This is a genomic window from Janthinobacterium foliorum (assembly GCF_978021625.1).
Window position 1 is genome coordinate 36,314 of sequence record NZ_CDXDQE010000011.1, and the last position, 15,053, is coordinate 51,366.

At 49.6% G+C, this 15,053-nt stretch carries 10 protein-coding genes and 1 pseudogene; 6 read left to right on the forward strand and 5 right to left on the reverse strand.

Annotated elements, in window-relative coordinates; translation table 11 throughout:
* Window positions 1-3,048, reverse strand: a complete 3,048-nt coding sequence (locus ACZ92H_RS20770; RefSeq protein WP_465050948.1) for a DEAD/DEAH box helicase — start codon at window positions 3,046-3,048, stop codon at window positions 1-3.
* Window positions 3,049-3,416: 368 nt separating this feature from the next.
* On the opposite strand from ACZ92H_RS20770, the gene ACZ92H_RS20775 reads away from it, so the two are divergent.
* The 5 genes from ACZ92H_RS20775 (at window position 3,417) to ACZ92H_RS20795 (ending at window position 9,576) form a co-directional block, all read left to right on the forward strand.
* Window positions 3,417-3,830 (forward strand): helix-turn-helix domain-containing protein, encoded by a 414-nt coding sequence (locus ACZ92H_RS20775; RefSeq protein ID WP_465050947.1) that lies wholly within the window; start codon window positions 3,417-3,419, stop codon window positions 3,828-3,830.
* Between the two features lie 333 nt (window positions 3,831-4,163).
* Entirely contained in the window at window positions 4,164-4,730 is a 567-nt protein-coding gene (locus ACZ92H_RS20780; RefSeq protein WP_152988618.1) for a TnsA endonuclease N-terminal domain-containing protein, read from the forward strand.
* Window positions 4,711-6,702: a TnsB C-terminal domain-containing protein gene (locus tag ACZ92H_RS20785; RefSeq protein WP_465050946.1), complete on the forward strand. Its 1,992-nt coding sequence runs from the start codon at window positions 4,711-4,713 to the stop codon at window positions 6,700-6,702. Before ACZ92H_RS20780 ends, ACZ92H_RS20785 begins: the two co-directional genes overlap by 20 nt.
* On the forward strand, window positions 6,695-7,705 hold the full coding sequence (locus ACZ92H_RS20790; protein WP_465050945.1) for a TniB family NTP-binding protein: 1,011 nt from the start codon (window positions 6,695-6,697) through the stop codon (window positions 7,703-7,705). The genes ACZ92H_RS20785 and ACZ92H_RS20790 overlap by 8 nt, the downstream gene beginning before the upstream one ends.
* The gene (locus ACZ92H_RS20795; RefSeq protein ID WP_465050944.1) at window positions 7,702-9,576 is read left to right on the forward strand and encodes a TniQ family protein; all 1,875 of its coding nucleotides are present in this window, start codon (window positions 7,702-7,704) and stop codon (window positions 9,574-9,576) included. Before ACZ92H_RS20790 ends, ACZ92H_RS20795 begins: the two co-directional genes overlap by 4 nt.
* 291 nt (window positions 9,577-9,867) lie before the next feature.
* Here the strand turns inward: ACZ92H_RS20795 and ACZ92H_RS20800 are convergent, their stop codons facing one another.
* From ACZ92H_RS20800 to ACZ92H_RS20810, 3 genes are read right to left on the reverse strand one after another with little or no spacing between them, the layout of a single operon-like run.
* On the reverse strand, window positions 9,868-10,746 hold the full coding sequence (locus tag ACZ92H_RS20800; protein WP_465050943.1) for a plasmid partitioning protein RepB C-terminal domain-containing protein: 879 nt from the start codon (window positions 10,744-10,746) through the stop codon (window positions 9,868-9,870).
* Between the two features lie 2 nt (window positions 10,747-10,748).
* Window positions 10,749-11,654 carry a ParB/RepB/Spo0J family partition protein gene (locus ACZ92H_RS20805; RefSeq protein ID WP_465050942.1) on the reverse strand — a complete coding sequence of 302 codons (906 nt, stop codon included), beginning with the start codon at window positions 11,652-11,654 and terminating at the stop codon, window positions 10,749-10,751.
* On the reverse strand, window positions 11,651-13,225 hold the full coding sequence (locus tag ACZ92H_RS20810) for a recombinase family protein (protein ID WP_465050941.1): 1,575 nt from the start codon (window positions 13,223-13,225) through the stop codon (window positions 11,651-11,653). The genes ACZ92H_RS20805 and ACZ92H_RS20810 overlap by 4 nt, the downstream gene beginning before the upstream one ends.
* A 641-nt stretch (window positions 13,226-13,866) precedes the next feature.
* On the opposite strand from ACZ92H_RS20810, the pseudogene ACZ92H_RS20815 reads away from it, so the two are divergent.
* Window positions 13,867-14,291, forward strand: a pseudogene (locus ACZ92H_RS20815) (integrase core domain-containing protein); the annotation flags it as partial.
* A gap of 125 nt (window positions 14,292-14,416) precedes the next feature.
* Here the strand turns inward: ACZ92H_RS20815 and ACZ92H_RS20820 are convergent.
* Complete coding sequence (locus ACZ92H_RS20820; protein ID WP_465050940.1) at window positions 14,417-14,908, reverse strand: helix-turn-helix transcriptional regulator; 492 nt, start codon at window positions 14,906-14,908, stop codon at window positions 14,417-14,419.
* Between the last annotated feature and the right edge of the window lie 145 nt (window positions 14,909-15,053).

Here is a 15,053-nt window from a genome sequence, read left to right on the forward strand (position 1 = left end):
TCATGGGGCACCGAAGATACGAAGTTCAACATCAAGGTTTGAACACGCACTAATCCATCCCTGGATTAGCTGAAAGGCTTGCAGCGACTCGCTGCTCCCAGCTGCACCGAGATTCATTTGGTTAGCAAAGTGATTTCTTGAGAAACTGTTTGCCGCAACGACCCAGACCTCTTTTTTCACCGCGTGATTCCTCCTCCTATCGGCGATGAGGTCCCATAGGCGCGTCATTTCTGATTCCGAATCCGACGTTGACTCGTCGAAACGTTTTCGATCCAACATGCGAATACGACTTTTGAGGCGATTTGCCGCTCCATTTGTAGGCCAGTCATTGAGCAGCTCGGACCAGTTTGCAGCGAGAAGATTTCGATCACTTGATATTAGCATCTCCAAGTTTTTCACCGCCTGTGAGCCGACTTCAGCAATTGCACCAGCAGATGACTGCGGTCGCTTGCTCGAAGAACCGCATTTCACATGAATATAAACAAGCTTGTCTGGTGAAGAGACGACGAAGTCTGCCGGTTCTGTTCCCATATCTGAACACAACAGAATGTCGGGATGAGCGACATAATCATAAAAGGGTCCCAAGTCTGCAAGCGAGGGGTTCGCCAAAGAGAAATTTTTCAACTTATCGATCAGGTAGAACACAGACAACGGATCAAATTCATCGTTTACCGGTCCGGTACTTGCGCCCTTCTCACTCAGGCCTGCCTGCTGCAAGGCTGTGAGTCCAACGATAATGTTACTCAACTCAGACTTTTCGATTTCAAATCCCCCCTGTGTTGGCAAGCGCAATTCGTAGAATCTACCTCCAGAATATGTGATGCCATCTTTGAATAAAGCTTTGCTTAACTTCATAGTCAGAAGGTCGCTGATGTTGTCCACTCCTTCGGCATGCACATCCATACTTTTCCGAGGTGAGAATGTTAAGTACGGCTCCTCCAGACCCACGCTGACATCGATGAGCGTTCCCTTAATTCCTTCGATCAGTTCGAACTGATTGATGCATGGGTAGAAAGCGAACTCATCGTCGAATTCGCGTCGCACCCCGTCAACCTCTACACTAATTGGATTTTCTTCTCCGTCAAACTCAAACATCAGCGCTTCGAGTTCAAGCGCTCGACTAGGTACAATTGGCTTCGCGAATGAACTTAATACGCGACTTGTTGCCACCTCGTTCGAAGCGAGGCACCCTTCGATCATCTCGAACCACTCTTCCAAATCGGACAAACTGAATTGACGATCTTTGTGGTCGGAGATTCGCCCGGCATCCACGCCCACGTAGAAAGTTCCAGATTTCTTCCCCTGATTGTTCAAGGTGTCACACTTCAACGTTGACATTCGGTAGCCAGCAAATTGTTGCTGTCCTCCGAGCTCGTCTAGATTGGGACTTTTTAAGTGCATTGACTCTGGCCGGCGAGCTGGCCTGCCAATAGCACGTGTGCTCGTCTCCTTTGGGCGCATCTGGCCATCTCGAATCATGACTTTCAGCAATTTTTCCTGCGACAGTGGAAGTGTTAATCCAAGCTCAGTATCGCCAGAGAATGATCGGCCTCGGCTGTCAAACACAGCAACAACACCATTCTTCAGAACACGAATCAATGTAATTTCAAGGCTGGGCTCAAAGAAAAGTTCATTCGCCAAGAACCTGGATTTATTGAACGCTACGGATAACACGACATGTATTGAAGTACTATTCGACTTAAAAGTCTTGCATAATTCTCCACAATTTGTCGAGCGCCAAAATAGTGTATCTACCGCCTGATCGATGGAAAAGCTGCTTTGCGTATTGAGGAAACAAATCGAAGCTGTCGGAATGACTAGAGCCTTGTCGGGATCGAAATCGTTAATGTCAAATTTCCCGACGAAACGGCTCTGATGATAGCTATAGTTCGGGAATGCATCCAAGTATAGTTCGATCAACTTCGCGCTGTCTAACGAACTAAGGAACTTCGACACACCAGTTGATGATCTTAGCGATTCGTCGAAATCACGATAGCTCTCCCACATGACCTGATTTGAGCCGTCATCCAATTCGACCACAACCGGATCGGTACCTTTGAATGCGCGGACCACGCGACCGATTGTTTGAACGAGCTCTCTGCCGCTACCGACTACGTAAGTTAGGACAAGCATCTTCGCACATGGAATATCAACGCCTTCATCAAGCTTATGCTGATGAACAAGGATGCGGTACGAACTTGTGGCGATGTCTTGTGGAACCGACACTCGTTCAGTTTGACGTGAATCATTCTTATAGGCATCGTGCACTGCAATCGTCGGCGCGAGCTTTGAAAATCGGTCGAAATAGCGCTGGACCTCTTCAAAGTTCTTGCACTTGACGATGCACTTTAGCTCTAAATTCTTCGCCAAGAAAGCCGAAATAACAGAGTCAAGTTCATAGTCACCCACTGAGTCTACGCTCGGAGCGCATAAAACTCCATCCTCCGCAGCCTCCGAAAAGGTGTAGATGTAACTCGCTTTCGTACCAACGTCAAACTGAAAGAGATCATTACGGTAAGGGGTTGCAGTGACGATGATTCGATGGGCGTGTGTTCCACGGACCAGTGTGCGCCACACGGGAGATGGTTCAGAATGACCTTCATCGATGATGATAAGGTCAAATTGCTCCCTAATCTTTGTAAGGTGCTCCAGCGTCTGGTGCAAGAGCATCTGGAATGTCGTCACATATATGCCATTCTGATCGATGTCGTTTATTGAGCGATGAACTTTTCGCTGTGCAGTCATCGAACCTGGCGCCGCCTTCTTAAAGAATTCGCCTGCGATTTGCTTGGCTAACTGATTGCAGACGTAACGCCTATGACAGAGGACAAGTATCTTGTGTTGTGGCGCGTAGTGAGCAAGCGTCGCTATAACTCCTGATTTCCCAGCACCAGTGGGGAGACTGAGCAAGCAAGCTTTGTGTTCCTGTTGATCTAGCGGCTCGTTGAGATAACCCACACCGCAACGGACTGCGCTCTTCTGGCATTCACGCAGTGCGATCCATATGCCTTGGTCAATCCCGAGGTCATTCAATGCGGCTTGATCCACTCTTTACCTTTCCTCGCATATACGCGCGTCTGCTCCGCTGGTAATAAGACTCAACTTGGATGCCGGAAGCACGATCTGAATCAACAGCCGCTCTTTCCTGCTGGAAAAGTAATTTTATTCCTAATTTATGATCAAAGCGTTAAAATTTACAGAGCCCAACTTTTTTATAGTTACGGGTACGATATGGAATCGCCGATCAACTTGGCATCTCACGCTCTACCGTCCAGCCTTGATAACTCAATGACGTTCTTCCAACGTCAGAATTCTACTATTTTTATCTAACAATTCCTTTAAAATCAAAGGCTTATTGACATTTCCTACGATAAACACTATCTTTTGGGTATTACTCGCGTTAGAACAGCAATAAAATGAGCCCCTTCTCTGTTTATCTTTTGGATCTAAGGAATCGCTTTGGCCTTCGCCAAACGAAGCTTGCCGAAATGCTGGGCTATGAGCAAAGCTACATCTCCGGCCTTGAACTGGGCACGAAGAACCCATCAAACCAGGAATTCATCGCACGTCTAAGCAGTGCATTCAAGATGACAACTCAAGAGCAGGAAGAACTCGCCAAAGTTGTTAAGCAATCACAACAACGGTTTGTTATTCCACGCGAGGCTCATCCCGAAGCGTTCCGCTTTTGCAGCGAATTATGGGACAAAATTGATCGCATTCCACTCCTTCAACTTCAGGCAATTCGAGCAGTCTTGAACTTAGACGTGCCCATGAACGGTCTGCAATTGCCTGAGAGGAATGGTTCGAAAGAAACGGAGGCCCAGATGTAAAAACGGGACAAACCTATTGGCTTGCCCCGTTTTTGGTAAGCCATAGCTGCGTGCTACGGGGACCTTAGGAATCTCCAGTATCGCGCTACCGACTGCGCGCGTCAAGCCGCCCCCCCCTCCATTCGTTACACGATCGCTTTGGTCTATTTCCCAAGGCAGGGAATTTTTCGTCCCAAATTTCGTGTTTTTATATACGCGACGTCGACTAAAACGTCGCGAGGGCGCCGTTACGCCTGCAAATTTGACGAGGTAGCAGTTATGGCAATGAGGAAGGTTGTCACACCATCTGGCCGGGGCATCCGCGGCTTTTTCCCATCCACAAAGAACCAGCGAATGGTCGCATGGGAATCCTTGCTCGAGCGCGACGCGATCATCCTGTTCGAGCTATCACCTGGCGTTGTCTCGTATGAGGAACAGCCATCCATTGAGCTGTACTACGACGGCTCTCTCCCTCGAAGATACTACCCCGACTTCGCATTGACGCTGCGAAACGGATCTGTAGCACACGTAGAAGTTAAACCCAAGAAAAAGCTCTCCAACAAACTGGTTTACGAGCGCTTGCACCTGATTGCAGCCAGCTATCAACGGCAGTCGCGGCAATTTTGGATTTTGACTGACGATGAAATCCGCAAGCAACCCAGACTATCGAACCTAACACAGTGCGCATATCACATCAAAGCTGCACGCGTCGACCAGCCGCCAGTTTGGCAGTTGCATGAGCTGAAAAACCGTGAGGACTGGACCGTTGAGACATTAGCGAAGACGCTTGGCGGGATTTCTTCCGTGTTTCGCCTGCTCGCTTCCGGTCTGGCCTTTTGCGACCTAAGCCAACCAATACTGCATTGCACCCGTATATCCTTTACGCACGGAGAAGCACCAAATGATTCGCTTTACTTTTAGAAAAGGCCTGCGGTTTCTTGAACGTCAACGTACGTGGACGCTGATTCGACGACTGGCGAATCAAAAACTACAACTCGAAGATGAGGCCGGCGAGATCGTCACCTACACGGAATCGGAACTGAATTGCAAGTGGCTCAGACGAGAGCTCGTTATTGATGAGAGCTGCATTTCTGAGTCGAGCAGCGCTTTCTATCTGACCACACCGCGTGACTTATCCACTTATCCAGAGCACATTCGTACGTCTTCACTAAGGCGGCTGAAGTATCTAGTTGCCCTCGAAGGATATCTTGGTACCTATGTGCCGAAGGTACTTCAGCCGCAGATTAGTGCCATCGCAGCGCAAATTGGTGACCTTAATCCGCCAAGTCCAATCACCGTGTATCGGTGGTGGAAATGCTATCGCTATTCCAAGTCAGGGGAATCAACAGTTGATATGCGTCATCGTTCCGGGCGCCCGAAGTGCGATGCCGCAGATGCACTTTTGGAAGAATCCATCTCCACGCTCTTTTTAGATCAGCAACAGCATCCAGCCTCGGCAGTGTACGACGACTTGTGTACTCGTGTTGAGCAAGTCAACAGGCAGCGCGATCACGCCTCGCAAATCCGCTGCCCATCCAGGGCAACAGTTTATCGTCGCATAGACGATTTGGAAAAGGAAATTGTGGATCGTTCTCGTCTAGGTAAGCATGCCGCTGAACGAAAGTATCGACCAGTGCTAGGCACGGTCAAGGTCAGCAAGGTGCTAGAACGCCTTGAAGTGGACCACACGCCACTGGACCTAATCATCATTGATGAAGACACAGCCTTGCCACTTGGCAGACCATGGCTTTCAGTCGCAATCGACAGATACAGCCGAGTCATCATGGGTTTCTATGTGTCTTTCAACGAACCTTCATCGTTCTCCATTCTTCAATGCTTGAAACGAGCGATCCTGCCAAAAGATGATTGGCTGAGCAACTACCCGGATATCCAGGGAAAATGGCCCTGCCATGGCATCCCAGAGTTAATCGCTACCGATAACGGCATGGATCTTCACTCTGCTGCATTTCGCGATATTTGCCTCGAGTTAGGGATCCAGTTGCTTTATTGTCCGGCGAAAAAACCAGAATACAAAGGTTCAGTCGAGCGCTTCTTTCGAACGATCAGCCAGGGCCTCGTTCATAGGCTGCCTGGTACCGTTTTCTCTAATGTAAAACAGCGGGGTGACTATCCATCGGAAGAGCTTGCCGCAATCGATCTTAAAACCTTGATGCACTTGCTGACGAAGTGGGTAGTTGAGGTGTATCACTGTTCGAAACATCGAAAGTTACGCATGACACCGCTTGAGAAGTGGTACGAGAGCATTCCCAACCGCACCGTAGAGCTCCCGGCTTACCCCGAACAGATGGATGTATTAGTTGGAATTCCTGCCGAGCGCACATTGTTTCACTATGGCTTGGAAATAGACAATCTCATGTACAACAGCGAGGAACTGCAAACCATCTTTCGCAGAAATGGGGCGGAAGCTAAGACCAAAATTAAACTCAAATACTACGAAGACGACGTGTCATACATTCATGCTTTCAACCCATCCAACGATTCTTACGTACGCGTGCCCGCTGTGGATTGGGACTATGCCACGGGCCTAAACAGGCATGTCCATAATTTAATTCAGGCTGCGGCAAGAGAGAAACATGGCAGCCGGCCCGGTATCAAGCGTTTACTTGAGGTCAAGACAGAGATACAAGAGATTGTATCTAACGCCCTGAAGAGCAAGAAAATGAAGGATCGAAAACGCGGTGCCAAGCTGACGCAGCATAACAGCGAAGGAATACTCCAGCGCAATAGCTCTCCTATCGAAAAAGCCATGTCGCCAAAAAAATCAACCAAAGCGACTCGGCCAGCAAAGGTAGATCCTGGATTGGATGACGAACTTCCATCATTCAAAGTTTCAACTCGGACGATGCAAAGAAAAGGAGAAGGCAGTGCATAAAGATGCTATGGCGAAGCGCAAGGTGCACTCTAAGGGCCCCGATCAATACGAGAATTACACAGTCTTTTCAATCCGCCATCAAGTAATTGAGTTCAATGCATTTCGTGAAGGCTGGCAAAAAATTGCCCAAATCCATCGTCGTGGCTGTGATGCCAGAATTGCAGTTGGGCTGCTTTTGGTAGGGCAGTCGGGCGCAGGAAAAACTACCCTTATCGAACACTACCGTGACAAATTTCCCAACGAACTTCGCCCGGAGCAGACCATTGTGCCTGTCCTGATAGTTCAAACCCCAGCGATGCCAACGGTGAAAAACTTGGCAGAAGCCATACTGCATGCATTGTGCGATCCGGACGTGAACAAAGGATCGACAGAAGAAAAAACCCGCCGGATCTTCAAGCTCTTGCAGGCCTGCCGCGTTGAACTACTCATCATCGACGAATTTCAGCACTTTAGTGACACACGTCGTCGTAGCGTTGCAAATCAGGTCGCGGATTGGTTGAAAAGTGTTTTGAATGTGGCCCAGATACCGGTCGTAGTAGTGGGACTACCTCGGGCTGAGAACGTGATTCACTTAAACGAGCAACTTGCCAGACGCTTCTCGTCAGGCTTTGAACTTCGTCCTTTTAGTTTCCACACGGGCGAAGGGCAATTGGAATTCAGAGGGCTACTGAAAACCATACATTCCCATATCCCTGTTCAATGTGTTGAATTCCACGAAGCCAATCTAGCATTAAGATTCTTCGTCGCAACGAATGGGCTCATCGACTACATCGCGAAGATCATTGATGAAGCAGTACAAATAGCTGGTCGTCGTGGAATACCTTACATTGATTGGAGCATACTCGCCCAAGCGTTTGAGGAGTCTGTCTGGAGAAATGTCCCCAAAAATCTCAATCCGTTCAATCCTGATGCTGAACTTCGGCAGTTGAACAAAGTTGGCGAACCATTCGAGCATTGGGACCCATTACGCTTACCAACCATAGAGTTGGAGGAAGGGCGATGAATAAGCTGCTATCGGAAAGTCACCCTGGCGATAGTATGTTACTTTGCAGGCCGGCCCGCGCGCCCACTGAGGGGATGTATGGTTTCCTATTACGCTTGGCTGAAGCAAACGGTTTGGTTGGCATCGCCCAGCTTTTACCCGGTCGAAAACCTTCGATTGATGCGCTGGAACGCCGGCTTGGCACACAACGCTGGCCACAGAATCGAACAATGCTCGACGCAATTCGTCCGCAGCTAACTTGCCGCCCAGGACAACGGTCACTATGGAACCAACGGCATAGCCGCTATTGCCCTTGCTGCCTAAGTGAGTCGCCGCAATGGAGATGGGAGTGGGAATTAACGCTCTTCACTAGCTGCCCCCAACACGGCGTCGAGCTGATAGAGCACTGTCCCAGATGCAGCAAGAAGCTAAACTGGGGACGTCAAAGCCTGACCAATTGTGATTGCGGTTTTTCCTTAACTTCGGCTGAACCTATGCCCGTCTCACAGGCGGAGCGCCAGTTAGCGGAAATTTTTTATGCGAAGCTCTACCGGAACCCGACGACGCACACACACCTGTCTGAATTATCACTTGAACAATTAAACAGGGTGACGTTTATGCTTGGCGCATACGCAAAAAATGATGGACGCAAGTTCTCGCAAAAAATTAGAAATTTACATGACATAGATGTTGTGCGCCCGCTCACGCATTCAGCCGCAAGCATACTTATGAACTGGCCTAAGAAGTTCCACATTCTGCTTGCATCATTGCGCAAGGCTGGTGAGATCGACATACAAGATCAGCGACTGTCAAAGCGTTTCGGATTTTTCTATCAATACGTCTATAAAAACCTGAGGGATCCTGAATATTCGTTTCTTCTGCAAGCATTCGAAGGGTATATTTCACGCACATGGCGGGGAGCACTTGCTGAACGAAATTCAAGACTTTCCGTTGATATGCGCCGACGTCATACCTGGATCCCGATCAGCGCAATGGCGAAAGAGCTTAAGACGTCACCGCGTAAACTCCAACTCCTCATCAACGACGGTCGTATCGACTCCAATGTTAGTAAGACCGATACCGGCCGATCTCTCATTTGCGTGAATCGCCAGCAAATTGCAAAGATGCGGATGGAGTTAGACAACGTACTTGATCTCCAGCAGACATGCAATTTATTAGGGCTTACGAAGTCACGAACAACGCAGCTCGTGCAGGGAAAAATGATTGAATCAATCTTTCAACCAAAAGGTTCAGGAACATCACGTTGGGGGATACCTCACCAGCATGTGAAAGCTCTTATATCGTTTGGTTCTGATCTACCGGTCATCGCGGAACGTGAGAGGCCTGAACTTGTTTCGCTTGCTCATGCGCTTCGTTACCTGCTTCGTGAAAGATTTCTATTTCCTTCCCTAATAATCCGAGTCATACACAGAGAGATCATGCCATTGGCTGTCTCTGACTCCATTTCCGGCCTGCCCAGTTGGCTATTCGATCGCAATGCACTTGTTGCCTGGATAAATGAGCAACGTCGAGTTGGCATGCATGGCTGCATATCCGTTCCAGATGCAGCTCGGAAACTAGGTATACGCCAAGAAGCTATTTATCAATTCGTACACAGGTCACAATTGCGCTTCGTCCTTCATAACGAGCGCCATCACGTTCTCATCTACGAAAAAGACTTGGAAGAATTTGCAAACAAATTCGTTTTTAGTCATGAGCTTCAGGCGCAGTTCAACTTGGTTCCTTCTTACTTTATCCCACGTCTTATGGCACGTGGCGTCAGACCGGCCAGCGGCCCAAAAATCGATGGTGGGCAAATCTATCTATTTCCCCGATGTTTAGATCTTTTCGATGCAATGAACGACGTAGTCAAGAATCGTAAATCCGCGTAGCCGTTCAAACAAAACAGGAAGTGTGATGAATTATTGGCAAGGCTTCAGTACCATCAAAGAAATGCCAATCTGGTTGAAGTGTCGCTGCTTGCTCATTCGCTTACTCGTACACGAATGAGCAAGCAGGCGACACGCCTGTCGGCCATCGTCTCGGGCTCGGATACTACTCCTCTGCTTTGAGAACGATGGCCCTAATACATTTAAGATTGTTAAAGAACAGTGCCTCGTCTGCGCATACAGCACTAGGGCTTCAATCTGCAAGCATTTCCACGAACATACCTGCGTACACGGCTACTTGTCCAGCACCGCCACACTAGCGATCGCGTCGAACTCGTTCAGCACATCTGGGTGATGCTTTGTCAGGTGACGCAAAATGGAATCATTGGCCAACAGCTTCGCTAAATATCCTCTAGCCAATACTAAGTTGAGGACGTCGTGGCCATAGGACTGCTCGGCTAATTTGAACTGTTCCTGCAGATTTCCCATTTCCCTTTCCATTTTCGCCATCTGCTCAGCGCTCACGCCCGTCATTTTTTTGGTCTTGGTTTCACCGACAATCATGTTGCTTAGGGTGGCGGCTACCAATGCTCGCGCGTAGGCAACCGTGAGATTATTACTACTGACCATTAATTCAACGCACTCCACTTGCCTCGTAGGCTTGAGCTTGCGTAGCACTGCACCGAGATTTGCGGAGAAAACCTGATCGTGCAGCAATTCAGCGGCTTCCGGACAAATCCCATCGAGTAGGTTCAATTTCTTCAAAATTAAGCTGATATCAACGTCAAGCGCCTTGGCAAGTCTCTCAGGAGTAACACCACGCTCCACAGTACGCCGGATCATGACGTGTTCTTGAATACTAGAAAGGCGATTTACCCGGTTGTTATAGGTATAGCTCTCGTCGTCAAGGGCTACCAAACAAGGTACCGTCTCGAACCCCAGCTGTTTTAATGCCGTCAGTCGCGAATGCCCATCTAGTAAGACGTACTGCTTGTCTCTATTAGGTTTCGTCACCGATAATGGCTCAATCAAACCGACAGCCTCAATGGATGCGAAGATTTGCTTAAATTTTCGAGAAACCAGCAACCCATCAGGCGTTTTTCGCGAAGGCAGAATCAACGAGAGCGGCAAGCTCAATGGTTCCGGTACAAAACCCAAAGGCGGTTTTCCCATGCTCAGATTCCTTTCGCCCATACTCGGTCCGCAAGATGCTGTGGCAGTGTATCCAGTCCTTCCGCACGCAGAAGATTCGCGAAATTCTCATCAACCAGAAGCTGGCGCAACGCGCTAACTATGAACAGCAAACTACGCTGGGTGTTTTCTGCCTTTCTTACCAGCTGTTTTTGGCGCTCGACTTCACGCTTATAGTTGCGCACAAGACTGGATGTGGTGACATCATCGTTTTGCTCTCGGGACGGAATTTTTCCGCCCATGCCTCGGCCCCGCGTTCGGCGACGTTCAATTACCCGACGTGCTTGTATCAATTGGTTACCGCGTAGCTTGCCAGACTCGTAAGCATCCTGCAGGGCTGCCTGGATCGCCTTATCATCGTTGCCCGCGCCGGCTATAGTGATGGCAGCATTAAGTGGGATACGTCCACTGCCGACTGCCATCAAGAGCCGTTCTTCCCCGTTTTTGAGCAGGTACAAGATGCCCTGTACATAATCCATGCTCAGGCCAGTCTTTTCCACAATCGCCTTTTTATCGTAACCCTGATCTCGCAGTTGCTCGATACCTGCCAGAAGCTCCAGCGGACTAAACTTACGCCGAGCGATGTTCTCCGTCAGGCTCATAATAAAAGCCGACTCATCATCGACGCTCATGACAATTGCAGGGATCTCCGACTGACCGAGGCTTTTGAACGCCTTAAAACGTCCTTCACCACAAATCAACAGGTACCTCTCGCCATCATTGGCTGGCCGGGGCGTTACAACGATTGGTTTTTTCAGGCCGAGGCTTCTGATATTGGCAACGATCTGTTCGAATACTCGGTTATTGCGTTCGCGAGGATTGAGCACCTCGATTTTTTCCAGTGGGATCATTCGCAAATCTGAGTGGTGGTGATCCTTGTAATGGTTCATGCGATCCTCCGTAAGCGACTCCGTCGAGCCATGCTGTACAGATAATCTAAACTATCAAAGTGGTAGCACTCGACTTCAATGCCGTTGTGGTCGGCCAAGTGAATCCGCGGTTGACCGAAGTCAAGGCGAGGCAAAAGATAATAATCCAGTGAGGCCTGATTTTCACTATCTAAGCGCACAGCCACCGTAATGTCCGGTGCCAGCGTTGTGTCGAAGCGCACCTTCCATCGCCGTCGGCCATTTTCGAACGACTGGCAGCGAGCGAGCACTAACGAGACCGTAAACTCGCGGTTGATGGTGAGAAGGTCAGTGGCTGGATCGCGCTCTACCACGCCACCAACGTCGGAGATCATCTGCTCTGTCTCACCGACGATTTCTGGATAGAGCCTACGTAAGAACTGATTGGCTTCTAAATACTGGTAATCCCGATTAGGTGTAAAGCCAACTGCCTGGTACGCTCGGATCAGGCTGCCGAACCTGTGTGCGTAAGCTGCTGCTGACGGCATACCTTCCGCCTCGTTGATGATCAAGCCCGAAAGGTATCCATGCCGCTGGTACAGATTACGCAACTTCGCGACAAATTCTTCCTCGCTATATCGACGTGCCCGAGCACGTAAAATACCTTGCGTGGTGTAGAAAATCTCGGCTGGGACTATGCCTTCGAATGCCCCGTCCTTCTTGATCCACATATCAGGGCTGTTAATCACACGTTGTTTCTTGAGCTTGAACGATCGGCGGTTGTAAACATTGTTGCCAATGTACTTCTCGTTGGACAGTACCTCTCGGACAGTGGCCCGCGTCCAGTTGCGTCCGAGATCGGTCTTGATACCTTGGCCATTGAGTCGCTCTGCGATCTCTGACTCCAACAAATTGTCATCGATGAACCAGCGGTAGATCTGGTTCACAACAGCCACTTCCACATCTGGCCCTGGCTGTAGGATGACGCGGTCCGTTTGTAAGCTTTTTTGCTCGCCTCGCATCAACTCGCTTTTGATAGACCCCGTCTGATCGATCAACACGCGCCGTAGGCCAAAACCAGCAGGCCCGCCCTGTCGAAAACCCAGTTCAATCAGTCGGCACTGGCCTGCGAAAACTTTGGCGGACAGCTCCCGGCTATATTCGCCGGCCATCGCGCGTTTGACGCCCTTGACGATAGTAGACACAGGCGAGCCATCGTTCTCGAACTGCTCCGCACAGTAGGCCACTTGGATTCCAGCGCGACGACAGATATATTCATAGTAAGCACTTTCATCCGCATCCTGGAACCGGCCCCAGCGGCTCACATCGTAGACTAGGATTATCTGGAAATCTGCAGTACCAGTCTCGACGTCTTTAATCAACTGCTGCAAGGCTTGGCGACCATCGATCCGCAGCCCACTCTTCCCTGTGTCAGCGTAGGTTCGAACGATCTCTATGCCACGACGTTGCGCATACTCGCGGATCTTGTCTGCCTGGTTCTGGGTCGAATATTGCTGATGCTCGGTAGACATTCGAACGTATTCAACGGCACGGAACGTTACAGGACTGTTCTGACGACCTGGTACGCCAGTTGGTTGTTCGTCTAAATACATAGCGCTTCATCCCTTCGCTATTTACATGTAAATCTCGGGACCAACTTTCTAGCAATGGGCAACGGCCGGGCATGGACGTGGCGCACGCCACCACAATGATTTCATCAAGATGATCGACAGCTTATTGAAACGAAAATACCGAATTTCTGTCAGAAAGCCTAACGAGTCCTCTCTTTACACGCGTCCTTTTTGCAGGGGCAATCCAAACATACAGGGGTAATTTCTACGATCAAAGTACCGTTTTCTGAAACGTGGTCCCCTATGGCATGTGTGATTTTGTAGACTCCCGGCGGCAACATCGAGAGCGAAAGCCACGCGTCCATCTTTACACAATCTCTGTTGCAACGTGGCGCGTTCTGTCGTCGATCTCGGCTGCTCTCCGCATAGTCGGGGTGGGCGCGATACTGACGCCAGTATTCGGGATGACTCTCCTGCCACGCGCGTTGTGCGTCTCGCTGGTTGAGTCGATATTCAGGATCCGTTTGCAGCTTATTTTGCTGCCATCGGCGCTTTCTAACGCGCTGACATTCGGGCGCTGAACAATAGACCTGGTTCGGAGCTTGGGGGCGTGGCTGGAACTCCCGGCCACAGCCTGCGCAATACTTGATCGACATTGATCTCTCCATATGAGCGGGGTATGGAGAAGCATCCGATTGTTCAATGTGATCGACGACTACAACCGTAAGGGGGGCGGCATAGAGGTTGATTTCTCATTGCCGTCCGAACGGGTAATCTGGCCCCTTGACAGGATCATCGAATGGCGTGGCAAACCCCAGGTCATTTGCCGCGATAGTGGCCCGAGTACATCAGCGCTATGACGCTGGCCTGGGCCGCCAAGCGTGGCATACGCATCGACTTTACTCAGCCCAGCCAGCGGCAGCAGAACGCTTATGTCGAGCACTATAATCGCACGGTCCGCTACGAATGGTTAGTCCATCACCTGTTTGAAACGCTCGATGAGATTCAGGATTTTTCGAACCGCTGGCTGTGGACTTACAATCACGACCAGCCCAACATGGCACTTGGCGGAATCACGCCAAAACGGAAGCTTGCCATGGCCACTTAACCTCTACTTTTAGCCTGCTCTAGAAATGGGGGATTACCCGTTTATCTCTATGAACACAACTCGCCACTTGAAACTTCACTTCATCAGCACAGCATCGAAAATGAGATAAAAAAAGCAAAATGCAGCTACAGCCAGAGGTCGCTACGTACACTTCCCAGCTGACGAGCCAACTGAGCAACGCTTACCCAAATCTTGGCCGGTGAAACAGCTTCTAAGTGTGCGGTTTCCTCAACTGCCATCACCACCACTTGCAGGGGTGTTTCATCTAGGAAATGCAGTAAATAGGATATACGATTAGCCGGTACTTGTCCGGTAATCAAAGCATGCTGCAGCTCGTCGCTAGTCAGCTCTCCCCTGTAACTGACGCTCGCGTTTTTTGCCGCCATCCACAAACCGCTTTTTTTTTCCCTCGCCTTGATCGATGGCGGAGCAAAATTGAGTCCGAGTACCCCAAGCAGATTCACCAAGCGCCCGAAACTCAGATCGCCAATAGTTCCGGTCTCCAGCTGTTGCACTGTCTGTCGCGACAGTCCAGCAAGTTTCGCTAGCCGTTGCTGGGTTAACCCAACGGCAAGTCGACGGACGCGGATTGATTTCCCGACCTCGGAGATGTTCATCAGCCACCACTCTATAAATGTAAAAAATATTGTACATGCATTTACAGCACCTACATATACTTAACTTGCCGACTTAAAACAATGGAAGCGTCATGTCTACATTAAGCTGAGGGGCGTTAGGAAAATTTCATCTATTGTGAGATTT

Excerpts from the sequence above, each read along its gene's own strand:
- ACZ92H_RS20775 (WP_465050947.1), top strand. The coding sequence starts at position 3,417 with ATGAGCCCCTTCTCTGTTTATCTTTTGGATCTAAGGAATCGCTTTGGC.
- ACZ92H_RS20805 (WP_465050942.1), bottom strand. The coding sequence starts at position 11,654 with ATGAACCATTACAAGGATCACCACCACTCAGATTTGCGAATGATCCCA.
- ACZ92H_RS20810 (WP_465050941.1), bottom strand. The coding sequence starts at position 13,225 with ATGTATTTAGACGAACAACCAACTGGCGTACCAGGTCGTCAGAACAGT.
- ACZ92H_RS20800 (WP_465050943.1), bottom strand. The coding sequence starts at position 10,746 with ATGGGAAAACCGCCTTTGGGTTTTGTACCGGAACCATTGAGCTTGCCG.
- ACZ92H_RS20785 (WP_465050946.1), top strand. The coding sequence starts at position 4,711 with ATGATTCGCTTTACTTTTAGAAAAGGCCTGCGGTTTCTTGAACGTCAA.
- ACZ92H_RS20820 (WP_465050940.1), bottom strand. The coding sequence starts at position 14,908 with ATGAACATCTCCGAGGTCGGGAAATCAATCCGCGTCCGTCGACTTGCC.
- ACZ92H_RS20780 (WP_152988618.1), top strand. The coding sequence starts at position 4,164 with ATGGTCGCATGGGAATCCTTGCTCGAGCGCGACGCGATCATCCTGTTC.
- ACZ92H_RS20795 (WP_465050944.1), top strand. The coding sequence starts at position 7,702 with ATGAATAAGCTGCTATCGGAAAGTCACCCTGGCGATAGTATGTTACTT.